The 23,736-nt window shown below is 69.9% G+C and carries 19 protein-coding genes; 1 reads left to right on the forward strand and 18 read right to left on the reverse strand.

The genetic code is table 11. The features are described 5' to 3' along the window. Nucleotides 1–170: 170 nt before the first annotated feature. From AQJ67_RS23210 to AQJ67_RS23235, 6 genes are all read right to left on the reverse strand, one after another. Nucleotides 171–1,796 carry a beta-N-acetylhexosaminidase gene (locus AQJ67_RS23210; RefSeq protein WP_079056104.1) on the reverse strand — a complete coding sequence of 542 codons (1,626 nt, stop codon included), beginning with the start codon at nt 1,794–1,796 and terminating at the stop codon, nt 171–173. 63 nt (nt 1,797–1,859) lie between these two features. Next, nucleotides 1,860–2,702 carry a carbohydrate ABC transporter permease gene (locus AQJ67_RS23215; RefSeq protein WP_062720980.1) on the reverse strand — a complete coding sequence of 281 codons (843 nt, stop codon included), beginning with the start codon at nt 2,700–2,702 and terminating at the stop codon, nt 1,860–1,862. 5 nt (nt 2,703–2,707) lie between these two features. Beyond that, nucleotides 2,708–3,715 carry a carbohydrate ABC transporter permease gene (locus tag AQJ67_RS23220; RefSeq protein ID WP_062720981.1) on the reverse strand — a complete coding sequence of 336 codons (1,008 nt, stop codon included), beginning with the start codon at nt 3,713–3,715 and terminating at the stop codon, nt 2,708–2,710. After that, on the reverse strand, nt 3,712–5,004 hold the full coding sequence (locus AQJ67_RS23225) for an extracellular solute-binding protein (protein WP_062720982.1): 1,293 nt from the start codon (nt 5,002–5,004) through the stop codon (nt 3,712–3,714). The genes AQJ67_RS23220 and AQJ67_RS23225 overlap by 4 nt, the downstream gene beginning before the upstream one ends. Nucleotides 5,005–5,193: 189 nt before the next feature. Then, nucleotides 5,194–5,490, reverse strand: a complete 297-nt coding sequence (locus AQJ67_RS23230; protein ID WP_062720983.1) for a DUF3039 domain-containing protein — start codon at nt 5,488–5,490, stop codon at nt 5,194–5,196. A 29-nt stretch (nt 5,491–5,519) separates the two neighbouring features. Then, on the reverse strand, nt 5,520–6,092 hold the full coding sequence (locus AQJ67_RS23235; RefSeq protein WP_062720984.1) for a YqgE/AlgH family protein: 573 nt from the start codon (nt 6,090–6,092) through the stop codon (nt 5,520–5,522). 254 nt (nt 6,093–6,346) lie between these two features. On the opposite strand from AQJ67_RS23235, the gene murA reads away from it, so the two are divergent. Beyond that, nucleotides 6,347–7,687 carry a UDP-N-acetylglucosamine 1-carboxyvinyltransferase gene (gene murA, locus AQJ67_RS23240; RefSeq protein WP_062720985.1) on the forward strand — a complete coding sequence of 447 codons (1,341 nt, stop codon included), beginning with the start codon at nt 6,347–6,349 and terminating at the stop codon, nt 7,685–7,687. A 126-nt stretch (nt 7,688–7,813) separates the two neighbouring features. Here the strand turns inward: murA and AQJ67_RS23245 are convergent, their stop codons facing one another. The 12 genes from AQJ67_RS23245 to AQJ67_RS23300 all read right to left on the reverse strand — a co-directional run bounded on the left by AQJ67_RS23245 (nt 7,814) and on the right by AQJ67_RS23300 (nt 23,634). Beyond that, complete coding sequence (locus AQJ67_RS23245) at nt 7,814–8,095, reverse strand: HU family DNA-binding protein (protein WP_007498188.1); 282 nt, start codon at nt 8,093–8,095, stop codon at nt 7,814–7,816. Between the two features lie 371 nt (nt 8,096–8,466). Then, complete coding sequence (locus tag AQJ67_RS23250; protein ID WP_062720986.1) at nt 8,467–9,891, reverse strand: NAD-dependent malic enzyme; 1,425 nt, start codon at nt 9,889–9,891, stop codon at nt 8,467–8,469. A gap of 314 nt (nt 9,892–10,205) precedes the next feature. Next, a complete protein-coding gene (locus AQJ67_RS23255; protein ID WP_062720987.1) occupies nt 10,206–12,620 on the reverse strand; it encodes a HelD family protein in 2,415 nt (804 codons plus the stop codon). 70 nt (nt 12,621–12,690) lie between these two features. Further along, a complete protein-coding gene (locus AQJ67_RS23260; protein WP_062720988.1) occupies nt 12,691–13,467 on the reverse strand; it encodes an anti-sigma factor family protein in 777 nt (258 codons plus the stop codon). 59 nt (nt 13,468–13,526) lie between these two features. Next, nucleotides 13,527–14,048, reverse strand: a complete 522-nt coding sequence (locus tag AQJ67_RS23265) for a sigma-70 family RNA polymerase sigma factor (protein ID WP_010039908.1) — start codon at nt 14,046–14,048, stop codon at nt 13,527–13,529. A 319-nt stretch (nt 14,049–14,367) separates the two neighbouring features. Then, nucleotides 14,368–14,964 carry a CGNR zinc finger domain-containing protein gene (locus AQJ67_RS23270; RefSeq protein ID WP_062720989.1) on the reverse strand — a complete coding sequence of 199 codons (597 nt, stop codon included), beginning with the start codon at nt 14,962–14,964 and terminating at the stop codon, nt 14,368–14,370. A gap of 156 nt (nt 14,965–15,120) precedes the next feature. Beyond that, the gene (locus tag AQJ67_RS23275; protein WP_062720990.1) at nt 15,121–16,272 is read right to left on the reverse strand and encodes a uroporphyrinogen-III synthase; all 1,152 of its coding nucleotides are present in this window, start codon (nt 16,270–16,272) and stop codon (nt 15,121–15,123) included. 165 nt (nt 16,273–16,437) lie between these two features. Further along, nucleotides 16,438–17,820, reverse strand: coding sequence for a nitrate/nitrite transporter (locus AQJ67_RS23280; RefSeq protein ID WP_062720991.1), 1,383 nt, complete (start codon nt 17,818–17,820; stop codon nt 16,438–16,440). A gap of 170 nt (nt 17,821–17,990) precedes the next feature. Further along, nucleotides 17,991–18,962 (reverse strand): hypothetical protein, encoded by a 972-nt coding sequence (locus AQJ67_RS23285; protein ID WP_062721080.1) that lies wholly within the window; start codon nt 18,960–18,962, stop codon nt 17,991–17,993. Between the two features lie 159 nt (nt 18,963–19,121). Then, the gene (locus tag AQJ67_RS23290) at nt 19,122–20,360 is read right to left on the reverse strand and encodes an acyltransferase family protein (protein ID WP_062720992.1); all 1,239 of its coding nucleotides are present in this window, start codon (nt 20,358–20,360) and stop codon (nt 19,122–19,124) included. Next, on the reverse strand, nt 20,357–22,555 hold the full coding sequence (locus tag AQJ67_RS23295; RefSeq protein ID WP_062720993.1) for a bifunctional polysaccharide deacetylase/glycosyltransferase family 2 protein: 2,199 nt from the start codon (nt 22,553–22,555) through the stop codon (nt 20,357–20,359). Before AQJ67_RS23295 ends, AQJ67_RS23290 begins: the two co-directional genes overlap by 4 nt. Beyond that, the gene (locus tag AQJ67_RS23300; RefSeq protein ID WP_062720994.1) at nt 22,555–23,634 is read right to left on the reverse strand and encodes a hypothetical protein; all 1,080 of its coding nucleotides are present in this window, start codon (nt 23,632–23,634) and stop codon (nt 22,555–22,557) included. Before AQJ67_RS23300 ends, AQJ67_RS23295 begins: the two co-directional genes overlap by 1 nt. Nucleotides 23,635–23,736 lie beyond the last annotated feature (102 nt).

A 23,736-nucleotide genomic window follows, 5' to 3' on the forward strand; every position in this document is an offset into this window, starting at 1 on the left:
GTGCTGACAGGGCGGACGTGGCAACTCTGGCACATCTTCGCAGGACCCGAGGACAGGGGTCCGCTAGGAGGCATTCGCCCACCTCATCGGGGAGATGGTCCGTTTTCGTACGGCATCACCGGTGTTTACCGATTGACACTCTTCGGTGACCCCTTGCCGGTTTTTTTCAATTACCTGTTCGGGGGTGGGCCGTCGATCGGGCGGCCGAGCACGCCGGGGCGCCGCTGCCACGGCCGCGGTCCCGTCGGCGGACGGTAGGCGACTCCCAGGGCGTCGAGCCGCCGGTAGTGGGTGGCCATCCGGTGCTCGAAGTCGGCGAAGTCCCGTTCCGCGGGGGCGGGCAGGCGGCTCCAGGCGACCTCGGCGAAGGCGGCGAGGCGCGGGAACGCCTGGTAGTCCACGCGCGCCTGGTCCTCCATCACCTCGGTCCACAGGTTGGCCTGCGTACCGAGCACGTGCCGGGCCTCGTCGGACGTCAACTGCGGTGGCACCGGCTCGAACCGATAGACGTCCTCCAGGGTGCGCACATAGCCGATCGGCACCGGCTCGTCGGCGCCCGCGTGCTGACGGTGGTCCAGGTACACCTGCTGCTCCGGGCACATGACGACGTCGTGACCCGCGCGGGCCGCCGCGATGCCGCCCGCGTACCCGCGCCAGGACGACACGGCCGCCCCGTCGGCGAGACCGCCCTCCAGGATCTCGTCCCAGCCGATGAGCCTGCGCCCGCGCGCGGTCAGCCACTTGTCGAAGTGGCCGATGAACCAGGCCTGGAGTTCGTCCTCGTCCCTCAGCCCGAGTTCCCGGATGCGTTCCTGTGCGGTCGGCGACCGCCGCCACTGGTCCTTGAGGCATTCGTCACCTCCGACATGAACGAACTCCGACGGGAACAGCTCCAGGACTTCCTCGAGGACCCCCTCGTAGAAGCGCAGGGTGTTGTCAGTGGGGGCGAGTACGTTCGGACTGATCCCCCAGGTGTCCCAGACGGAGAGGACGGTGCCCCCCTCAATGGATGCGGTGGTGACGTCGGTGTTGCCGAGTTCCGGATACGCGGCGATGGCGGCCTGCGAGTGGCCGGGTACGTCGATTTCGGGGACGACGGCGATATGCCGCTCGGCGGCGTAGGCGACGATCTCGCGGATGTCGTTCCGGGTGTAGTAGCCGCCGTGCGGCTTCTCCTCCCACAGCGGGGAGGCCCGATGGCCGAATTTCGTACGGGCCCGCCAGGAGCCGACCTCCGTCAGCCGCGGGTACTTCTCGATCTCGATGCGCCAGCCCTGGTCGTCCGTCAGATGGAAGTGGAAGACGTTGAGTTTGTGGGCGGCCATCAGGTCCAGGTAGCGCAGGACACCGTCCTTGGGCATGAAGTGCCGGGCCACGTCGAGCATGAGGCCGCGCCAGCGGAAGCGGGGCGAGTCCCGGATCTCCGTCAGCGGCAGCCGCCACGTACGGCCGGGAAGGGGTGCGCGCCGGAAGGCGTCGGGGCCGAGGAGCTGGCGCAGCGTCTGGGCGCCCCAGAAGACACCCGCGGGCGAGCCGCCCTGGATGTGGACGCCGTGGGGGGCGACGACGAGGCGGTATTCCACGGAGTCGAGGCCGGGCTGGACGGACAGATGGAGGACGTCGTGCTCGTCTCCCTTCTTGGGCGGCAGCGCCAGCCCGGTCGCCGCGCCGAGCGTCCCGCGCAGCCGGCGCGCGACGTCCTCGGTGCCCGGCCCGGCCTCGATCCCGAAGCCGTCACCGAGTTCGTAGAAACCCTCGGCCCGCTCCATCTGGCGAGGTGCCGGAATGAGATCCATGAATGATCAGACCTTTCAGCCCTTGACTCGGTCCTTGACTCGGTCCTTGACTCGGTCCTTGATTCAGTCCTTGACCGCTCCGCCCAGCCCCGACACCAGCCGGCGCTGCACGAGCACGAAGAAGACCAGTACCGGAATCGTCATCACCGTGGAAGCCGCCATCACGCCGCCCCAGTCCGGCTCGTCCGGCTTGTAGAAGACGAGCAGGGCCATCGGCAGCGTGGACTGCGAGGTGTCGCTGATGATGAAGGACTTGGCGAACAGGAAGTCGTTCCAGGCGGAGATGAAGGAGAAAACGCTGGTGGCCACCAGCCCCGGGAAGACCAGCGGGAAAAGGATCTGCCACAGGAATCGCGAGCGGCTCGCCCCGTCCATGTACGCGGCCTCCTCCAGCGCCTCCGGAACGGCCTTCACAAACCCCCGCAGCATCCAGATCGCGAACGGCAGCGAGAAGGCGATGTGCGGCAGGATCAGCGAGCCCAGCGTGTTCAGTTGGCCGAAGTCCCGCATGAGGAAGAACAGGGGGATCGTCAGGGCCTCCACCGGCACCATCTGGGCCACCAGAAACATGATCAGCAGGGTGGTCCGGAAGCGGAAGCGGAATCGTGTCACCGCGGTCGCGGCGAGAAACGCGATCAACGCCGAGACGATCACGACACTGCACGCGACGACGAGGCTGTTGAGGAAGTACCGGCCGAATTCGTTCTGCTCGAAGACCCGCCGGAAGGAATCCAAGGAGGGCGCCAGCGTCCACGGCCGAGGCTCGCTCGACTCGATCTCCCCGGCCGGTTTGAAGGCGCTGAGCACCATCCAGTACAGCGGAAACGCCACCACCACGGCGATCAGCAGCGCGGACGCCTCGGCGAACAGGCGCCAGGGCCGCCGTACGAGACGCACGGAACTCAAGGACCTCACATCTCCTCCCCCTGTCTGCGCAGCAGCCGCAGATATACGAGCGTCACGGCCAGCAGGATCAGCAGCATCACGACACCGATCGCCGAACCCAGGCTGTACTGCGAGGACGCGAACGCCTTCTGGTAGGCGTACACATTCAGGACCAGGTTCTGCCCCGCGATGCCGCCCCCGTTGGTCATCACATAGATCTGCGTGAAGACCTTGAAGTCCCAGATCACCGACTGGATGGTGACAACCACCAGGATCGGCCGCAGCATCGGCGCCAGCACCGACCGCCAGATCCGCCACTGCGAGGCCCCGTCCAGCGCGGCGGCCTCCAGCACCTCGGCGGGAACGGCCTTGATCCCCGCGTACACCGTCACCATCACGAACGGAAAGGAGCACCACACCACTTCGAGCAGCACGAGAAAGAAGGCACTGAGCCGCCCGTACGTCCAGGAGTAGTCCCCGAGCCCCAGCATCCGGTTCACCGGCCCGAAGTCCGGGTCGAAGAGGAACAGCCACACAGTCGACCCGGTGATGGCCGGGGTCGCCCAGGCCCCCAGCGCGGCCAGCATCAAGGCAAGCCGCGGCACGGCACGTACGCGGGTGAGCAGCACGGCGAGAGAACAGCCGACGGCGAGGGTGGACACGACACAGGCGCCCGCGAACAGCACGGTCGCCAGCAACACCTCCCAGAACTGCCGGTCCCCGAAGAGCTCGGCGTAGTTCCCGAACCCTTCGAAGGTGGTCGGTTCACCCCCGCTGACCTGCGCTTGGGTGTACTGAAAGAAGGAGATCAGCCCAAGCTGATAGACGGGATAGACAAGCAGCCCGCCGAGAACGACGAGGGCGGGGGCGAGATAGAGCCAGGGTGTCCTCTGACTCCGCCCACGGCGACGCCCCTGGGGGCGCGGGGCTGTGTTGGATTTGCGGCTACCGCCGCGTGGGCGCGACAAGCCACGACCCTGCCGCACCCGCCGACGCTCCAGAACCCCCGAGCTACTGGGCGCACCCGGTGTCATCCGGCGGAGCCAAACGCCTCGTCCATCTTCTTCGCCGCATCCCCCGAAGCCCCAGCCACATCCTTCTTACCGCTGATGACCTCCTGCAACATGGTCGGCAACACCAGCGACGAGTCGATCTGGGCCCACGCGGGCGAGGCAGGCACGAACTTGGTCCCCGCGGCGAGCGTCTCCGCGAACGGCTTCACATACGGCTGCTCCGCCGCAACCCGCTGCCGCACGTCGGAGAACGTCGGCAAGAACCCCATCGCCTCGAACATCGAGGCCTGCGTCTCCTTAGAGGCCAGCGACTCCATCAGCTGAACCGCCCGCGTCCGATGAGACGTGCTCTTGAGCACCCCGATGTTGTTGCCCCCGGCGAACGCCGGCGCGACGGACCCCGCCTTCACGCCGGGCAGCGGCACGACCGCGTACTTGCCCTTGACCTTCCCGGCCTCCACAGCGGTGTGGCTGAAGTCGCCGCCGATCGCCATCCCCGCCTTGCCGGCCGCGAACGCGGTGATCGTGTCGTTGCCGCCCATGCCCGCGCACTTGGCGGCGGGGCAGTTGTCGTCGCCGAACAGGGACGTGTACGCCTTGATGCCCTTCTGGGCGGCCGCGCTGTGGATAGCGGAGGTGTACGAGCCGCCCTCGCCGGTGGCGAGTTCACCGCCGTTGGCCCAGACGAACGGCATCGCGCCGTACGTGTACGCCCCGCCGACCACGAGCCCGTACAGCTCGGGCTTCTCGGCGCGGATCTTGCGCGCCGTGGTCGCCAACTCGGCCATGGTCCTGGGGACTTCGAGGCCGAGTTCCTTGAAGACGTCCGTGCGGTAGTACAGGGCGCGGACGCCGACGTAGAACGGGGCGCCGTAGACCTTGCCGTCCACGGTGACGGACTGCTTGGCGGTGGGGTCGGTGTCCTTCGCCTCGGTCCAGTCACCGAACTCCTTCGATACGTCGAGGAGTCCGCCGTCCTTCACATAGCCGGCGGTGTCGGTGTTGCCGTACTCGATGACGTCGGGCGCGGAGGCGGGGTCGTTGAAGGCGGCCTTGACGCGCTGGGCGCGGGTCTCGACCGGGATGTACTCGACGTCGACCTTCGTGCCGTCGTGGGCCTTCTCGAAGGCGGTGACGACGGAGTCGACGACCTTCTCCTTCGGCTTGTTGCCGACCTCCTGGAAGAGCCAGACCCGCAGGGTGCCGGTCTTGTCGTCCTTGTCGGAGGAGGAGTTGGTGGAGGTCTGCGGGGCGCAGGCGGTGACGGCGAGGGCGGTGAGCAGTACGGCGAGTCTGGGGGCGAGCTTCATGGAGCGGTCCTCCGGGCGTGCGTTGCAGCATATGCAATGACGGTTTCGCTCTGCACAACGCATCGGAGCCTAGGGACTGCGTGAACATGTCCACAAGAGGTCTCAACCACTTCGTGACACGCGAAAGGCCCCCGGGGCGCGCCAAAACGCGCCTCGGGGGCCTTGCGAAACCTCAGGCCGAGGGGAGGGCTACTTCTTGTCGCCGCCCTTGCCGCCCTTGCCCTTGTCGTCGCCGCCGGCGCCCATGGACTCGTAGATCTCCTTGCACATGGGACACACCGGGTACTTCTTCGGGTCGCGGCCGGGCACCCAGACCTTGCCGCACAGCGCCACGACGGGGGTCCCGTCGAGGGCGCTCGCCATGATCTTGTCCTTCTGGACGTAGTGGGCGAAGCGCTCGTGGTCGCCGTCGCCGTGGGAAGTCTGCGGCGTGGGCTCGACGAGGGTCCCCGTACCAGTCCCGCGCTCGGGCTCGAGAGTGCTCATAACGCCAAGAGTACTGAAGCTCACAGGCATCAGTTGAGCGAAGGGTCGTCGGGGTACGTGGCCACCATCGCGAGCTCGTTGCGCTGCCGGCGCAGGACCTCGCGCCAGAGTCTTTCCGGCGACGGCGAGGACACGTCTCCCGGCTCGGACTCGACGACGTACCAGGCGCCCTCCACCAGCTCGTCCTCCAGCTGGCCGGGTCCCCAGCCGGCGTATCCGGCGAAGATCCTCAGGGATCCGACGGCCGAGGCGAGCAGTTCCGGCGGGGCCTCCAGGTCCACGAGCCCGATCGCGCCGTGCACCCGGCGCCAGCCCAGCGGTGCGGTCTCGCCGTTCGCGTCACCGGGGATGACGGCGACGCCGAGCGCCGAGTCCAGGGAGACCGGGCCGCCCTGGAAGACGACACCGGGCTCACCGGCGAGGTCCGCCCAGCCTTCCAGGATGTCGCCCACGTCCACGGGCGTCGGACGGTTGAGGACGACACCGAGGGAGCCCTCCTCGTCGTGGTCGAGAAGGAGCACCACAGCGCGGTCGAAGTTCGGGTCCGCCAGGGCGGGCGTTGCCACGAGCAGCCGCCCTGTGAGCGAGGACACCTCGGTCATGCCAGACATGATCCCGCATCTTCCCTTCATCTGGGGAGGCAATGCCGGTTCGGGAGTGAATGCAGCTCAGGGCGGAAAGGAGCGCCCCCCGGCGCGCGGCCGGGGTCGGTAACCGCTCGTGCCCGACGTGGAACGGATCGTGTTGTGACAGAGCTATGACGTTCCTGAGCCGTCCTTGGGCTTACTGAAGGGGGGGCGGCGGCGATTACCCTTTCCCTTCTGGCCCCTGCCCAACTCATCGGAACGCGAGATACATGACCGTCAACGACGATGTCCTGCTTGTCCACGGCGGAACCCCGCTGGAGGGCGAGATCCGTGTCCGCGGTGCGAAGAACCTCGTACCGAAGGCCATGGTGGCTGCCCTGCTGGGCAGCGCGCCAAGTCGACTGCGCAACGTGCCGGACATCCGTGACGTGCGGGTCGTCCGCGGTCTGCTCCAGCTGCACGGGGTGACGGTCCGTCCGGGTGAGGAACCGGGCGAACTGGTGATGGATCCCTCCCACGTGGAGAGCGCGAACGTCGCTGACATCGATGCCCACGCGGGTTCCAGCCGGATCCCGATCCTGCTGTGCGGTCCGCTGCTGCACCGCCTCGGGCACGCCTTCATCCCGGGCCTCGGCGGCTGCGACATCGGCGGCCGGCCCATCGACTTCCACTTCGAGGTGCTGCGGCAGTTCGGCGCGACGATCGAGAAGCGCGCCGACGGGCAGTACCTGGAGGCTCCGCAGCGGCTGCGCGGCACGAAGATCCGGCTGCCGTACCCGTCCGTGGGCGCGACCGAGCAGGTCCTGCTGACGGCCGTCCTCGCCGAGGGCGTCACCGAGCTCTCGAACGCGGCCGTGGAGCCGGAGATCGAGGACCTCATCTGCGTCCTGCAGAAGATGGGCGCCATCATCGGCGTGGACACCGACCGCACGATCCGCATCACCGGTGTGGACTCGCTCGGCGGCTACACCCACCGCGCCCTCCCGGACCGCCTGGAGGCCGCCTCCTGGGCGTCCGCGGCGCTCGCGACCGAGGGCAACATCTACGTCCGTGGCGCCCAGCAGCGCTCGATGATGACGTTCCTCAACACCTACCGGAAGGTGGGCGGCGCCTTCGAGATCGACGACGAGGGCATCCGTTTCTGGCACCCCGGTGGCCAGTTGAAGTCCATCGCGCTCGAAACGGACGTGCACCCGGGCTTCCAGACGGACTGGCAGCAGCCCCTGGTGGTGGCCCTGACGCAGGCGACGGGCCTGTCCATCATCCACGAGACGGTCTACGAGTCCCGCCTCGGCTTCACCTCCGCCCTGAACCAGATGGGCGCCCACATCCAGCTCTACCGCGAGTGCCTCGGCGGCTCCGACTGCCGCTTCGGCCAGCGCAACTTCCTGCACTCCGCGGTCGTCTCGGGCCCCACCAAACTCCAGGGCGCCGACCTGGTCATCCCCGACCTGCGCGGCGGCTTCTCATACCTCATCGCGGCCCTGGCCGCCCAGGGCACTTCGCGGGTGCACGGCATCGACCTCATCAACCGCGGCTACGAGAACTTCATGGAGAAGCTCGTGGAACTGGGCGCGAAGGTCGAGCTGCCGGGCAAGGCACTCGGGTAGTTCCAGCCCGGCCGGCGTTTGAGGCCATTGGTGAGCAACCACGATGGGGCGGCACCCGAGAACCGGGCGCCGCCCCATCGGCGTTCTACAAGCCGCACGCCGTCCCGTGGCGTACAGACGGCAAGGTCACTTGCCCTTCGCGGCTTCCTTCAGCTTCGAGCCCGCGGAGACCTTCACGCTGTAGCCGGCCGGGATCTGGATCGGGTCGCCGGTCTGCGGGTTGCGGGCGGTGCGAGCGGCACGGTGGGTGCGCTCGAAGGTCAGGAAGCCAGGGATGGTGACCTTCTCGTCGCCCTTGGCGACAACCTCGCCGACGGTCTCGGCGAACGCGGCCAGCACGGCGTCGGCGTCCTTGCGGGTCACCTCGGCGCGGTCGGCCAGCGCGGCCACCAGCTCACTGCGGTTCATGTTGTTACTCCCGTGTTCATTTGCCTTGAGGCGTGCCACGCGGCGAAGCCGCATGTCGGGCACAGCGATGTCGATGCTGCCAGGGTCCTCGGTGAGACCCGGGACCCGGGTCCGTCGTCAGACCCTCGCGCCCAGAGACGCATCCTGCCCCTACCTGCGGCGGGAAAGCCAATCCGGCGCCCGGAGGAGTCGTGAGACAACCCTTGGGAGTCACACGAAGAGAGGGCCTGAACTTGGCCGTCACGATAAACGGCGTCCCAAGGACCCAGGTTCCACGACGCGCCGTTACAAGGGCTTGCCGTGGCGATCCTCACAGCCCGCGCACACTTCGCGGGCTGTGAGGCACTGATTCCGGCTGAGATTCCGGCTGATTACTCGCCCGCGCCCGCGGCCGTGGCGGCCTTCGCGGCCTCGCGCACCGCGCCCGCGACCGCGCCCGCGACCTTGTCGTTGAAGACGCTCGGGATGATGTAGTTCGGGTTCAACTCGTCCTCGGTCACCACGTCCGCCAGCGCCTTCGCGGCCGCGAGCATCATGTCGGTGTTGACCGTGCGGGACTGCGCGTCCAGCAGACCGCGGAAGACACCCGGGAAGACCAGCACGTTGTTGATCTGGTTCGGGAAGTCGGAGCGGCCCGTGGCCACAACTGCGGCCGTCTGACGGGCGATTGCCGGGTCCACCTCGGGGTCCGGGTTCGCGAGCGCGAACACGATCGCGTTCTCGGCCATGGCGGCCACGTCGTCGCCGTCGAGGACGTTCGGGGCGGAGACGCCGATGAAGACGTCCGCGCCGCGCACGGCCTCCTTCAGCGTGCCGGTCAGACCCTCGGGGTTGGTGTTGTCGGCGATCCAGCGCAGCGGCGAGTCCGCGGGGGCGTCCCGCAGGTCCTCGCGGCCGGCGTGCACGACGCCGTGGATGTCGGCGACGACGGCGTTCTTCACGCCGGCGGCGATCAGCAGCTTGAGGATGGCCGTACCGGCCGCGCCGGCACCGGACATCACGACACGAATGTTCTCAATCGCCTTGCCCGCCACGCGAAGTGCGTTGGTGAGGGCGGCCAGGACGACGATCGCGGTGCCGTGCTGGTCGTCGTGGAAGACGGGGATGTCGAGGGCCTCGCGCAGCCGCGCCTCGATCTCGAAGCAGCGGGGCGCGGAGATGTCCTCCAGGTTGATGCCGGCGAACCCGGGGGCGATGGCCTTGACGATCTCGACGATCGCGTCGGTGTCCTGGGTGTCCAGGCAGATCGGCCAGGCGTCGATGTCAGCGAAGCGCTTGAAGAGAGCTGCCTTGCCTTCCATGACCGGCATGGCGGCCATCGGGCCGATGTTGCCGAGGCCGAGGACCGCGGACCCGTCCGTCACGACCGCAACGGTGTTGCGCTTGATGGTCAGGCGGCGCGCGTCCTCGGGGTTCTCGGCGATCGCCATGCAGACGCGGGCCACGCCGGGCGTGTAGACCATCGACAGGTCGTCACGGTTGCGGATGGGGTGCTTCGACGCCATCTCGATCTTGCCGCCGAGGTGCATCAGGAACGTACGGTCGGAGACCTTGCCGAGCGTGACGCCCTCGATGGTGCGCAGCTGCTCGACGATCTCGTCGGCGTGCGCCGTGGAGGTGGCGGCGATGGTGACGTCGATCCGGAGCTTCTCGTGCCCGGAAGCGGTGACGTCGAGGCCGGTTACCGAGCCTCCGTGGGACTCCACGGCCGTGGTGAGCTGGGAGACCGCGGTTCCGCTCGCGGGCACCTCCAGCCGGACCGTCATCGAGTAGGAGACGCTGGGCGCCGTTGCCATGGCCGACTTCCTCTGCTTTCACCTGTGACGCTGGATGCCGTCCGATCGTCGCACCTACCGCCGAGTAGGAGTTAGCCGGGCTTGAATTGCGAACGTATTGTTCGCCACGCCTTCTCATGAAAAGAGACCCACGTCACTTGGTGACGTGGGTCTCTTCTCTTCGTTCATGACACCGGCCCGCCATGCTCGCCTCGCGGCGGGTGGTCGCTCGTAGCGACGAAGGTTGGGCCCGGGGGCTTGGATCGAGCCGGTGCCACACCCAGGCTAACAAACGGATCCCGTAAGGCCATTCCCCCAACAGTGGTTCCTGCGGATCAATCCCTGAGCAGGTCCGGCACACCGCAGTCGTCCGGTTCGTCCCGGTCCCCGGACACGACCGTGAGCTGCTGGGTGGCCCGGGTGAGCGCGACGTACAGCACGCGCAGTCCGGCCGGTGACTCGTCCGCGATCTCCGCCGGGGAGACGACGACCGTCGCGTCGTACTCCAGCCCCTTCGCCTCCAGGCTGCCGAGCGCCACGACCCGGTCGCCGAGCCCCGCCAGCCACTTGGCCGCCTCCTCGCGCCGCTGCATGGCGACGACGACGCCGACCGTGCCGTCGACACGGTCGAGCAGACGCGCGGCTTCTTCACGGACGGTCTGTGCGAGAGAGTCCCGTACGACCGTGAAGCGTGGCTCGACGCCCGTGGAGCGGACAGCCGACGGTGAGGTCGAGCCGGGCATGGCCAGGGCCAGCACCTTGGCCGCGAGCTGGGCGATCTCGGCCGGGTTGCGGTAGTTCACGGTGAGCTGGAAGCGGCGGCGCGGGCGGGTGCCCAGCGCCTCGTCCCGGGCCTCGGCCGCCTCGTCCACGTCGGACCAGGACGACTGGGCCGGGTCGCCGACGACCGTCCAGGTGGCGTGCCGGCCCCTGCGGCCGAGCATCCGCCACTGCATCGGCGTGACGTCCTGGGCCTCGTCGACGATGACGTGGGCGTACTCGGTGCGCTCGGCGGCCAGCCGCTCGGCGCGCTCGCGCTGCGACTCCTCGCGGACCGGCATCAGCTCCTCCAGGCCGGTGAGCTGGTCGAGCGGGTCGAGGTCGCGCTTCTTCCGGGGGCGGGCCGGGGTGCCGAGGATCGCCTGGAGTTCGTCGAGCATGGCGATGTCGTGCACGGAGTACCCGTCCCGCCTGAGCGAGCGGGCCACCTTGCGGACCTCGCCGGGGTTGAGGATGCGGCGGGCCCAGCGGCCGAGGCGGCGCTCGTCGGCCATCGCGGCCAGGACGGCCTGCGGGGTCAGCTCCGGCCACCAGGCGTCGAGGAAGGCGATGAAGCTGTCCTCCGTGCTGACGTCCTCGTCGAAGGAGGAGCGCAGTTCGGCGGCGAGCTCGGGGTCGCTGTGGCGGGTGCCGGCGCCCGACTGGGTCCACAGGGCGTCGAGCAGCAGCTTGCGGGCGCGCGGGCGCAGCAGGTTCACGGGTGCCGTGCCGCCGAGGGCGGTGCGGCGGACACGTTCCAGCTCGGCGGCCTCCAGTTCGAGACGGCGGCCGAAGGCGACCACGCGCAGCCGGGTGGGCGGCCCGGCCGGGGTCCGCGCGGGCGTACCGGTGTCGTCGTCGCCCGGGTCGTCGCCGAAGGCGAGCTGGCCCGTCCGGTTCGCGGCCGTGCCGCCGGAGGCGGGTCGGCCCTGCGGGGCCCGGCCGCCCGGCCCGAGCTCCAGCGCGCCGCGCGCCGCCTTCCGCAGCACCTTGAGCATGCGGTACGAGCCCTTGGCGCGGGCCGTGGACGGGGCGTCGTACAGCGTGGCCTCGGCACCGTCGACGAGCGAGCCGATCGCCCGGATGGCGACCTGGCCCTCCTCGCCGAGCGACGGGAGCACGCCCTCGGTGTACGCGACGAGCAGCGGGGTCGGGGAGACGATCAGGATGCCGCCCGAGTAGCGGCGGCGGTCCTGGTAGAGCAGGTAGGCGGCGCGGTGCAGGGCCACGGCGGTCTTGCCGGTGCCGGGGCCGCCCTCGACGTACGTCACGGAGGCGGCGGGCGCGCGGATGACCAGGTCCTGCTCGGCCTGGATGGAGGCCACGATGTCCCGCATGGTGTGGCTGCGGGCCTGGCCGAGGGCGGCCATGAGGGCGCCGTCGCCGATGACGGCCAGCTCGTCGCCGCCGAGGAAGGCCTTGAGCTCGGGGCGCATGAGGTCGTCCTCGACGCCGAGCACGCGGCGCCCCTTGGAGCGGATGACCCGGCGCCGTACGACCCGCCCGGGATCGACCGGGGTGGAGCGGTAGAACGGCGCCGCGGCCGGGGCCCGCCAGTCGATGACCAGCGGGGCGTAGTCCTGGTCGAGCACGCCGATACGGCCGATGTGCAGGGTCTCGGCGATGTCGGCGGTGTTGTCCTCGCGGACCGCGCCCTCGGCGGGCTCGACGGCGGTGTAGGCGCCGTCGGGCCCCTTCTTGCCGTCCTTGCCGAGGAGCAGGTCGATCCGGCCGAAGAGGAAGTCCTCGAACTCGTTGTTGAGCCGGTTGAGGTGGACACCCGCGCGGAAGACCTGTGCGTCGCGCTCGGCGAGTGCGCCGGGCGTGCCGACCTGGCCGCGCTTGGCCGCGTCGTTCATGAGGAACTCGGCCTCGTGGATCTTCTCCTCGAGCCGCTGGTACACCCGGTCCAGGTGTTCCTGTTCGACGCCGATCTCGCGGTCTCTCGAGGAGTCTTCGAGCGCGGTTTCCTGTGGAGCCTGAGCGGCCACCGGGCCCCCTTCTGACGTGCTGGGCAGCCGTCAACCGTACGCGAAGGGGACCCGGAAAAGCTACGGCACGCTATACGTCGACCTCGGCCAGCTTGTTTCCGTCGAAGTCCATGACCTCCACGTGGTCCACGTCGTCGGGGGACATGGACACGCCGCCGCTGACGTAGAGCGGGTTCCTGGCCTGCTCGGTCTTGGCGTCCGGGATGCCGTAGCCCCACTTCGGGACGGACCAGGAGGCGGCCGTCTCGCGCTCGCCGCTCTTGCTGACGAAGATCAGGGAACATTTGAGCGGTCCCTTGACGCCCTTGAGCTCAAGGGCCGTCTCGGTGCCCCAGAGCTTCTCCGACATGGCGACGGTCGCGCTGACGCCGGTCGTCGTGTCGTTGCCCGAGGCCTTGTTCTTGATGCTGTCGAACAGGTCCTTGGCGGGGTTGGCGGCCGCCACGGTGTTGTTGCCCTCGGTGCCACCGCCGCCGCCGTCGCTGCCGTTGGTCGCCACGGCCACGAACGGGCCGCCGACGATGAGCGCGGCCGCCGCGGCCACCATGTAGAAGCTGCGCCGGCGCTTCTGGGCGCGGCGCTCGGCGACCTCGTCGACCAGCTTGTTCACCAGGCGCGGGCTGGGCTTGGCGGACAGGGAGTCACCGATCGCGGGCGTACCGGCGCCGGGCAGGTCCGCGAGCGCGGCCAGCATCGGCTCCATGCCGGCGAGCTCGTCCAGCTGCTGGGCGCACCATTCGCAGGTCGCGAGGTGGGCCTCGAAAGCGGTTGCCTCGGCGTCGTCGAGGATCCCGAGGGCGTAGGCGCCGACGGTCTCGTGCTCGCTCGGGGCCGAATGTCCCTGCATGGGTCCAGACATACCCGAACCGCCCATCCCGAATCCCTGGTTTCCCCCGTAAACACTCATCACGCCGTCACCCCCCGCTCCTCCAGAGCCAGCTTCATCGACCGCAGGGCATAGAAAACCCTTGAGCGAACGGTGCCGCTGGGTATGCCCAGCGTCTCGGCCGCCTCGTTGACCGTACGCCCCTTGAAGTACGTCTCGACCAGGACCTCCCGGTGGGCGGGGGTCAGGTCGTCGAGTGCGTCCGACAGCGTCATCAGCCACAGCGCCTTGTCGATCTCGTCCTCCGCGGGGATGACCTCCAGCGGCGACGGATCGACCTCCTGCGGCCGGGCCTGCCGGCTGCGGTGGCCGTCGATGACGATGCGCCGGGCGACCGTCACCAGCCAGGGGCGTACCGATCCGGTCGCTCGATTGAGCTGTCCGGCGTTCTTCCAGGCACGGATGAGCGTCTCCTGCACGACGTCCTCTGCTCGTTGCCGGTCACCGGCGACCAGTCGAAGGACATACGCAAGGAGGGGTCCGGCGTGCTCTCTGTACAGCGCACGCATCAGCTCCTCATCAGGTTCCGAGGGCTGGGACATGCGATGTCGGGCCCTCGATCCACGTTCATTGGCCACGACGGAATCCTTGCGCACGCCCACCTCCGATGTCCGGGGGTTCCCCCAGTCGGTCGCTCGACCACCCGTACGGAAGCGGCCCGTTGAGTGTTCAAACCGAGGCGACACTTTTCTTCGGAGTGACGTGACGAGCGGGACATGGCAGCACATTCTCACCGTGCGATCTTTACATTTCCGTCACATCGGCAAGATCGAAAGCGGGCTTCCCTACGGGTGCGTAGGTAAACGGCATGTAATCGAAATCACTTCGACAGCCGTTCCGCAGAAGCCGCATAACGGACCGTCAGGCGCGGGCGAGGGCGGCTCGACGACGGTGCCGGGCCACTCTTTCCCGGTTCCCGCAGACCTCACTGGAGCACCAGCGCCTCCTGCGTCCCCGGGACGTATCGACATAAACGATCGGGCAGTTGTCGCCCTCGCACTCCCGCAGGCCGGCCCGCGCGAGGGGGTCGGTGAGCAGTTCCAGGGCGTCCCGCGCGAGGGCGCCGAGCAGCGCCGCGCACTCGGGCGGATGATCCAACTGCCGGACGAGGGTGCCGTCTTCCGCGCGTACGGCACGCGGCGCGGGCGGTGCCGCGCGGGCGATGTCGTTGACCCGGGCGAGCGCGATGTCGTATGACGGCCAGGGTTCGGGCGCGAGTCCGCCGCGCACCAACTGCCCGATTCTTCCGCGCAGTTCACGGAAGTCGACGAGCCAGGAGGCGTCGGCGTGGCTCAGCGGTGTGCCCGGCGGCGCGAGGCCGGCCCCGACGATCCAGGCGCACAACACCTCGACCGAGTCGAACCGTTCCTCGGGGTGCGTGGTCGCGAGGAGATCCAGACAGAGCCGCCCCGCGTCGAACCGCAGCTCGTACGCGCCCGTGGCCGAACCCAGTGCCATGTGCCTGTCACCGCCTAGGGGTCACCCCGGTAAGGAGGGGTCGGTGAGGAGAGCTGGGGGAACCGTTCCCTCTAACAGTGCCTGCCCGGCGGCGGAGCCGGAACCCCTCGTACCGGCGGTTGACCGGCCCGGCCCGGACCGGCCAGGCCGGCGGGGTCACACGTCCGCGTACTTGGAGTCCGCCGCGGGGTCCAGCGCCAGCCGGTACCCCCGCTTCACCACCGTCTGGATCAACTTCGGCGCCCCCAGAGCCGTACGCAGCCGGGCCATCGCCGTCTCCACGGCGTGCTCGTCCCGCCCGGCCCCCGGCAGCGCCCGCAGCAGATCCGCCCGCGGCACCACCCATCCCGGCCGCCGCGACAGCGCCCGCAGCAGCGACATCCCCGCCGGCGGCACCGGCCGCAGCACCCCGTCGACCAGCACGGCATGACCGCGGATCTCCACCCGGTGCCCGGCGATCGGCAGGGACCGGGCCCGTCCGGGCAGCTCCTGGCACAGCAGCTGGACCAGCGGCCCGAGGCGGAAGCGTTCCGGCTGGACGGTGTCGACGCCGAGGGCCTGCAGGGGCAGCGCGGTGACCGGCCCGACACAGGCCGGCAGGACGTCGTGGTTGAGGGCGGCGAGCAGCTCGGGAAGCAGGCCGCGCTCCTCGGCCCGCGACAGCAGGGACGCGGCGGCCGGGGCGCTGGTGAAGGTGACGGCGTCCAGACCGCGCGAGACCGCGGCGTCCAGCAGCCGGTCGACCGGCCCGATGTCCTCCGGCGGAAGCCACCGGTACACCGGCACCCCGAGCACCTCCGCTCCCGCGGCCTTCAACGACTCCACGAACCCGGGCAGCGGGTCCCCGTGCAGCTGGATGGCGACCCGGCGTCCCTCGACGCCCTCCTCCAGCAGCCGGTCCAGCACCTCGGCCATGGACTCGCTGGACGGCGACCAGTCCTCGGTCAGCCCGGCGGCCCGTACCGCGCCCTTGACCTTGGGCCCGCGCGCGAGCAGCTCGACGCCGCGCAGCCGGGCCAGCAGGTCCTCGCCCAGCCCCCACCCGTCGGCGGCCTCGATCCAGCCCCGGAAGCCGATGGCGGTCGTGGCGACCACGACGTCCGGCGTGCGCTGGATGATCTCCTTGGTGGCGGCGAGCAGTTCGCTGTCGTCGGCGAGCGGCACGATGCGCAGGGCAGGGGCGTGCAGCACGGCCGCGCCGCGCCGCTGGAGCAGCACCCCGAGCTCGTCGGCCCGGCGCGCGGCGGTGACGCCCACGGTGAACCCCTCAAGGGGCCCGTGTTGGGATTGCTGCTGTTCGTCGTACATAACTCTCGTCCCGCACTCGAGTCGTGGTGCTTGCGCCAGATGCTCACACCAAGGGTGGCCGGAGGTGCTTACTGATCGCACCCTTGGTGGTTACACCTGCATGCCGAGCGAGCCTGTCAACGGTGCGTGACAGGCTCGGTTCGGCTGGATGTCGGCGGTGTTACGTCACACCTGCGCGTAGCTGAGCTGCGGTTTTTCCTCCGTCGCCGTTGTGGTGTCGGTCTCGGGGGCCGCCGGGCGGCGAAGGTATACGGCCCAGGTGACCACGAAGCAGACGCCGTAGAAGGCGAGGAAGGCGAGGAAGGCGCCGGTGCCGGAGCCCACGGTGAGGAAGGACTGGCGGAAGGCGAGGTTGATGCCGAGCCCGCCGAGCGCGCCCACCGCGCCGATGAGCCCCATGGAGGCGCCGGACAGGCGGCGCCCGTAGGCGGCGGCCTCCTCACCGGTGAGCCCCTTGGCGAGGGCCTTGTTGTGGAAGATGCCGGGGATCATCTTGAACGTCGAGCCGTTGCCGAGCCCGCTGAGGACGAACAGGGCGATGAAGGCGCAGGTGAACAGGGGCAGCGACTTCTGCATGGAGGCCACGACGACGACGGCGGTCGCGGCGGCCATGGCGACGTAGTTCCACAGCGTGATCTTCGCGCCGCCGAACCGGTCGGCGAGCGAGCCGCCGACGGGGCGGATCAGGGAGCCGAGGAGCGGGCCGATGAAGGTGACGTAGGCGGCCTGCAGCGGCGTACGGCCGAACTGGGTCTGGAGGACCAGCCCGAACGCGAAGCTGTAGCCGATGAACGAGCCGAACGTCCCGATGTAGAGGAAGGACATGATCCAGGTGTGGGCGTCCTTCGCCGCGTCCCGGGCGGCGCCGGTGTCGTTCTTGACGGACGCGATGCTGTCCATCTTCAGCCAGGCGAGGGCGGCGGCGATCACGATGAACGGGATGTAGATCCCGAGCAGCAGGCGCGGGCCGCCGCTCGCGCCGATGACCGCGAGGCCGATGAGCTGGACCACGGGGACGCCGATGTTGCCGCCGCCGGCGTTGAGTCCGAGCGCCCAGCCCTTCTTCCGGAGCGGGAAGAAGGCGTTGATGTTGGTCATGCTGGAGGCGAAGTTCCCGCCGCCGACACCGGCCAGCATCGCGCACACCAGGAAGGTGCCGAAGGACGTCCCCGGTTCCATCACGGCGAACGCGGCGACGGTCGGCACGAGCAGCAGACTCGCCGAGACGACCGTCCAGATCCGGCCACCGAAGATGGCGACGGCGAAGGTGTAGGGCACGCGGACGACGGCGCCGACCAGGGTGGCCATGGAGACGATGGTGAACTTGTCGGCGGGGGTGAGCCCGTACTCCGGGCCCATGAACAGCACCATCACCGACCACAGGGTCCAGATGGAGAAACCGATGTGCTCGGAGAGGACGGAGAAGAAGAGGTTGCGCTTGGCGATCTTCTCCCCGGTCTCGTTCCAGAAGGTCTCGTCCTCGGGATCCCAGTGCTCGATCCAGCGGCCTCCCCTGCTTGCAGCGGGGGCTGTGCTACTGGCTGTCATGACGCCTCCACGGTCTTCGGGCCCGGTCGCGGTACGGGTGACTGATCCCGAAGGTAGAGAGGGCTCGTTTCCGCGCTGTGGCACCGAGTGACCGGAAAGGAACTTTGCTCTCACCCGGCGAGGGGGGTGGATGAGAGGTTTACCGGCCGGGCCCTCTGGAGGGGCGCGTGTCAGCGCTGCGGGGGCTGCCAGTGGGGGTTCTGCTGGGGGTGGGGCTGGGGCTGGCCGTACGGCGGCTGGGGCTGGGGCTGAGGCTGCTGACCGTAGGGCACGTGGGGCTGAGGCTGCTGACCGTAATGCGGGTGGGGCTGGGGCTGCTGCGGTGGCTGCGGCTGGCCGTACGGCGGCTGCTGGGGGGCGCCGCCGTACGGGCCGGGGGTCTGGGGGGCGCCGCCGTACGGGCCGGGGGTCTGGGGGGCGCCGCCGTACGGGCCCGGGGCCGGCGCGGCGTACGGCTGCTGCGGTGGCTGCTGGCCGTAACCGGCGGGGGCGGGCGGGGGCTGGTTGCCGTAGGGACCGGAGGCGAAGGGGTTGTGCTGCCCCGGGATCTGCGCGCCGGGCGGCAGATAGCGCACCCGGCCCGCCTGGTCGGTGATCGGTGTGAACCCGGCGGCCTGGAGGCGGGCCGCGAACTTGGCGTTGCGCTTGCGGGTCACGGCGAAGCCGATGCCGACGATCGCCATGAAGAACGCCCAGGTGAGGAACGCGGCGATCCAGGCGGCACCGTCCGCGCCGAGCCGCAGCCCGAGGATCACGGCGCCGATGGTGAGGCCGATGGCCGCGTAGCCCATCCGCTTCTCGGCGTTCTTGCCGGTGAGGTCGAAGTTGATCCGGGCCTTGAGCAGTTCGAAGGCGTCGGGGATCAGGGGCGGTACGGACACCCCGTCGCCGGCGTTCGGGTACTGCGCCCAGTTCTGCCCGGCGCGGGCGCGGGCCTGGGGGCTGGGGTCGGGGGCGATCAGCATGACGAGCGCGTTGTTCCGCCCGGCGCTCTGCCGTACGTCCGCGTACTCGTACCCGAACTGCTGGGCGATGAAGGCGAGCCTGGCGAGCTTCTTCACCGAGGCCAGCGGGCTGGTGAGCTCGACCGGCTCCCCGCTCGCCATCAGCCGCAGCATCTTCTGCACCTGCCGCTTGCTCATCAGTCCCTGCTCCCCACCGGCCACCTGGGCCCACCCGGCCACCAGGGCCGCCCCGTTCACTTCCGCAACGCGATCAGTGTTCCACGGGGGTCTGACAGTCAGGTATCTCGGCCGGTGGGTTCACAGGATCTTGGGGGAACCTTGCCTGAGTTGACAGGTTCAGTGCCGCTTGGCGCCCTTGGCCCTGCGGCCGCCCGTCCGCTTCGTGGAACCGTCCGGCCACAACTGCGGCCTCCTCTTCGCCGCCAGGTCCTCCGCCCACCCGAACCACACGATGCAGCTTCCGATGAGTACCCAGGTGAAGGCCAGGACCGGCCAGGGGCTTTCGAGGAGCCAGGAGAAGTGCATCCACATCAGGTCGATGCCCCACAGCTGGTCCCACATGGTCGCGGCGATGAGGATGCAGGTGTTGTGCCAGAGGTAGATCGTCACCGCGCGGGAGTTGAGCAGGGTGATCAGTCGGTCCCAGCGGCGCAGGCGGCGTGGCCACTCGGACCAGGAGGGGCTGAGGTGGAGGAGGAGCAGGACCGTGCCGAAGGACCAGAGGGCCTGGGCCAGGGGCATGCTGTCGAGGTCGTTGCCCTCGCCGAAGTCGTGGTGGAGGGCGTACCAGAGGCCGACCAGGGCGAACACCGGGGCCACGGACGGCACGACGTAGCGGGGCAGCCGGCGCAGGATGCCCTCCTGGTGGGCCATGCCGAGGATCCAGCAGGCGCCGAAGGTGCTGAAGTCGGTGAGGGCGGACGGGATCCGCTCGCCGGGGAGGTTGAGGTAGCCCAGCTCGAAGGCCGCCGACAGGGCGAGCGGCGCGAGGAGGGTGGCCAGCGGCATCGCGCGCAGGGCCTTGAGCAGGAACGGGGAGAGCAGGACGTACCAGAGGTAGGCGCGGATGTACCAGAGCGGTCCGGCGAGGTCGGAGGCCCAGTTCTCGCCGATGAAGCCGTGCAGGCCGGGGAGGCCCTCGCCGTAGGGCGGGTCGCTGAGCGGGACGGCCCAGTAGGCGAGGTGGATCCACCACCAGCCGGGGTGGCCGTCGGCGTCCGGTCCCCAGCCCTGGATCACCATGCCGGTGACGCCGACCACGCCCAGCAGCCACAGCGGGGGCAGCAGCCGGCGTATGCGGCTCCTGATGACCTGCAGGGCCGGGCGCTTCAGGGAGCGGGCCATGAGGTTGCCGGCGAGGGCGAACATCACGCCCATGGAGGGGAAGACCAGCGGCAGCCAGGCCCAGCCCGTCAGGTGGTAGAGGACCACGCGGAACAGGGCGAGGGCGCGCAGGAGGTCGAAGTAGCGGTCCCGTACCGGGGCTCTGCGGGCGGTCTGCTCGGGCGCCGTCTCCGGTGGGAGCGGGGTGGTCGCTTCGGACGTCGGTGCGGTCGCGGGGGTGGGTGGGTTCATCGGACCGGCCTCTCGTCCATGATCTGCCGACGCTGGGCCGGAACGGTCGGCGGGGCGGACACCCCGCCCTTGCGCCGCAGTTTCTGCCAGCGCAGCCGGCCGCCGGTGAGGGCGGTGATCCAGGACTGGAGCAGGACGACGTACATGAGCTGTCGGTAGAGGATCTGCTGGAGCGGGAGCGAGATGAGGGGGGTGAGGGGCTCGCGGTCCAGGACGAAGGCGTAGGCCGCGCAGACCACCTGGATGGCGAGGACGCCGAACCAGGCCAGGATCGTCTTCTCGGTGGGGCCGAAGATCAGGCCGTAGATGAGGAAGACGTCGATCAGCGGGGCCAGCAGCGGGGCCAGGACCATGAAGAGGGACACCAGGGGCAGACCCACCCGGCCGAAGCGGCCCGACGGGCCCCCTTCCACGAGTGCCTTGCGGTGCTTCCAGATCGCCTGCATGGTGCCGTACGACCAGCGGTAGCGCTGGGACCACAGCTGCTGGACCGACTCGGGGGCCTCGGTCCAGGCCCGGGCCTTCTCGGCGTACACCACGCGCCAGCCGTCGCGGTGGATCGCCATGGTGATGTCGGTGTCCTCGGCGAGGGTGTCGTCGCTCATGCCGCCGACCCGTTCCAGGGCCGAGCGCCGGAAGGCTCCGACGGCGCCGGGGATGGTCGGCATGCACTGCAGGACGTCGTACATACGGCGGTCCAGGTTGAAGCCCATCACGTACTCGATGTGCTGCCAGGCGCCGATGAGGGTGTCCTTGTTGCCGACCTTGGCGTTGCCGGCGACCGCGCCGACGCGCGGGTCGGCGAACGGCTGGACGAGTTCGCGGACCGTGGACGGCTCGAAGACCGTGTCGCCGTCCATCATCACGATCAGGTCGTACCGGGCGTTGGCCAGGCCGCGGTTGAGGGCGGCCGGCTTGCCCGCGTTGAGCTGGCGGATGACGCGGACGTTCGGCAGGCCGAGGCCCTCGACGATCCGGGCCGTGCCGTCGCTGGAGCCGTCGTCGATGACGATGATCTCGACGGGGTGTTCGCTGCGCATCAGGGACCGCACGGTGTTCTCGATGCACTTGGCCTCGTTGTACGCCGGGACCAGCACCGACACCGGCTCGGTGACCGGCGCGCCCGGGCCCCAGCTGAAGTCGCGGCGGCGGGTGCGGCGGGCGTGCAGGCCGGAGAGCAGCAGCATCAGGCCGAAGCGGGCGATGACGAGGGAGCCGATGGCGGCGAGGCCGACGACGAGGATCGCGGTGATGTTGTCGGAGGCGTCGACGAGGAAGACCCAGGCCCTGCCCTTCCACAGGTCGAGGCCGGTGACCTCGGTGTGGGCGCTGGGGGCGTCCAGGGCCTCGGTGAGGTTCTGGAACTCATAGCCCTTCCCCTGGAGTTGGGGGATGAGCCGGTCCAGGGCCCGGACCGTCTGGTGCCGGTCGCCGCCGGAGTCGTGCATCAGGACGATCGCGCCCTTGCCGGGCTTGGGCGTGGAGTTGCGGACGATGGCCTCGACACCGGGCTTGCGCCAGTCCTCGCTGTCGGTGTCGTTGACGATCGTGATGTAGCCGCGGCTGCCGATGTACTCGGTGACCGGCCAGGAGTTGTTGTCCATGTTCTCGGACTTGGACGAGTAGGGCGGCCGGAAGAGGGAGCTGCGGATGCCGACCGCGCCCGCGAGCGCGAGCTGGTTCTGGGAGAGCTCCCAGTCGACGCGCTTCTTGGACTGGTAGGAGAGGTCGGGGTGGTTGAAGGTGTGCAGCCCGATCTCGTGGCCTTCGTCCACCATGCGCTGGACGAGGTCCGGGTAGCGGGAGGCCATCGTGCCGGTGATGAAGAAGACGGCGTGCGCGTCGTTGCGCTTCAGGGCGTCCAGTACCTTCGGCGTCCACTCGGGGTCGGGGCCGTCGTCGAAGGTGAGGACGACGCTGTCGTCCGGCACGCGCAGGGTGGTGGCCTTGCCGCCGCGGGTGTCGATGACGGGGCCGCCCTTGAGGACGTCCCGCGGCACCTTGTCGTTGGCGGCGGCGGGCGCCACCCGGTAGTCGGCGAGGATCTCGCTGTGGACGTAGCCCCGCAGCATCAGCATCGCCATCAGCGCGACGAGGACGAGGCAGGGCAGCAGCAGGCGCATGGGCACGCGGCGGCGCCGGGAGCCGTCGGGGGCTCCCTTCGCGGGGCCTTGACGGCGGGTGCGGGATGCCATCAGAGGGTGTACTCCGGGGACGGGGCGGCGGGAGCGGAAGCGGTGGCGCCCGGTTCCTGGGCGATGGGTGACGGGTCGCTCGGACCGTCGGCGACCGTGCCGGTGCCGGGTTCGTCGACGGTCGGGGTGTCGGTCGGCTCCTCGGTGGGGCCGCCGCCGTCCGTCGGGGTCGGGTCGGGGTCGGGCACGGTGGGCTCGACGGTCGGGTCGGGATCCGGGGTGGGATCCGTGTCCGGCTTCACGCTGGGTTTGGTGGCGCTCGGCTTCGGGTCGGCGGACGCGCCCGGGCTCTCGGCGCCGGCCGACGCGCCGGGTGCGGACACGCCGGCGCCCGGGGACGGGGTCGTACCGGCGTCGGCCGTCGGGGAGACGCCCGGGGAGACGCTGCCCGTGCCGGAGGGCACCGGTGCCGACTCGGCGGGCAGTGGCGGGGTGTCGACCTGACCGGCCGGCTGCTCCTTGGGGCCCTCCACGGGCAGCCACGGCGCGTCGGAGTTGCCGGACAGCACGGTGGCGACGATCACGATGGCGTACACCGCGCAGGCGAGGGCCACGGCCATGCCGATCCGGCGGAAACGACGACTACGACGCCCCGACTCGTCGACGAACACCGGCCCGTCGGACCCCTCGCCGCCCCCGCCCGGCGCGTCCTTCGCCGCGCGCAGCATGTTGTCCAGCTGCAGCCCGACGCCGTCGAGCTGGATGGTGACCTCGTGCGGGTCATGGGTGGCACCGGGCGCACCGGCCCCCGCGACCGCCTGGGCGGCTACCTCGGAGGGTGCGTCGCCCTCGGCCCACGGGTCACGGACGGCGGGGGCGACCCGCGTCTCACCGGGCGCCTGGAACGGAGCGTTCCGGGAAGCCGGGGACGCGTCGAACCCGGGGGCGCCGGACGCGTCGGTCCTGGAGGCCGGGGAGGCCGGGGGTGCGTCGGCCCTGGAGGCCTGCGACGCGTGGCCGGAAGCACGGAACCCGTCACCCCCGACCGCCGGCGCCCCGTCGCTTCCGCGAGTCGGCGGACGTCGGTCGAAGGCCGACCAGGCCTCCGTCTTCCCCGTGGGCCGGGCGGAACCCCCCACCGCCGGTCTCCCGATCGCCGGAAGCACCGCGGTCCCGTCCGCGTCGGACGCGGACCCCCCGGAAGAGGAACCACCGGAAGAGGAACCACCGGTGGAGGAACC

The organism is Streptomyces caeruleatus (genome assembly GCF_001514235.1).
GTDB lineage: Bacteria > Actinomycetota > Actinomycetes > Streptomycetales > Streptomycetaceae > Streptomyces > Streptomyces caeruleatus.

Bases quoted from the DNA above. Each gene is read 5' to 3' on its own strand.
- AQJ67_RS23295 (WP_062720993.1), bottom strand. From the start codon at position 22,555: ATGGCATCCCGCACCCGCCGTCAAGGCCCCGCGAAGGGAGCCCCCGAC.
- AQJ67_RS23230 (WP_062720983.1), bottom strand. From the start codon at position 5,490: ATGAGCACTCTCGAGCCCGAGCGCGGGACTGGTACGGGGACCCTCGTC.
- murA (WP_062720985.1), top strand. From the start codon at position 6,347: ATGACCGTCAACGACGATGTCCTGCTTGTCCACGGCGGAACCCCGCTG.
- AQJ67_RS23275 (WP_062720990.1), bottom strand. From the start codon at position 16,272: ATGTACGACGAACAGCAGCAATCCCAACACGGGCCCCTTGAGGGGTTC.
- AQJ67_RS23220 (WP_062720981.1), bottom strand. From the start codon at position 3,715: ATGACACCGGGTGCGCCCAGTAGCTCGGGGGTTCTGGAGCGTCGGCGG.
- AQJ67_RS23280 (WP_062720991.1), bottom strand. From the start codon at position 17,820: ATGACAGCCAGTAGCACAGCCCCCGCTGCAAGCAGGGGAGGCCGCTGG.
- AQJ67_RS23265 (WP_010039908.1), bottom strand. From the start codon at position 14,048: ATGTCCCAGCCCTCGGAACCTGATGAGGAGCTGATGCGTGCGCTGTAC.
- AQJ67_RS23260 (WP_062720988.1), bottom strand. From the start codon at position 13,467: ATGCAGGGACATTCGGCCCCGAGCGAGCACGAGACCGTCGGCGCCTAC.
- AQJ67_RS23245 (WP_007498188.1), bottom strand. From the start codon at position 8,095: ATGAACCGCAGTGAGCTGGTGGCCGCGCTGGCCGACCGCGCCGAGGTG.
- AQJ67_RS23250 (WP_062720986.1), bottom strand. From the start codon at position 9,891: ATGGCAACGGCGCCCAGCGTCTCCTACTCGATGACGGTCCGGCTGGAG.
- AQJ67_RS23285 (WP_062721080.1), bottom strand. From the start codon at position 18,962: ATGAGCAAGCGGCAGGTGCAGAAGATGCTGCGGCTGATGGCGAGCGGG.
- AQJ67_RS23210 (WP_079056104.1), bottom strand. From the start codon at position 1,796: ATGGATCTCATTCCGGCACCTCGCCAGATGGAGCGGGCCGAGGGTTTC.
- AQJ67_RS23225 (WP_062720982.1), bottom strand. From the start codon at position 5,004: ATGAAGCTCGCCCCCAGACTCGCCGTACTGCTCACCGCCCTCGCCGTC.
- AQJ67_RS23290 (WP_062720992.1), bottom strand. From the start codon at position 20,360: ATGAACCCACCCACCCCCGCGACCGCACCGACGTCCGAAGCGACCACC.
- AQJ67_RS23235 (WP_062720984.1), bottom strand. From the start codon at position 6,092: ATGACCGAGGTGTCCTCGCTCACAGGGCGGCTGCTCGTGGCAACGCCC.
- AQJ67_RS23270 (WP_062720989.1), bottom strand. From the start codon at position 14,964: ATGGCACTGGGTTCGGCCACGGGCGCGTACGAGCTGCGGTTCGACGCG.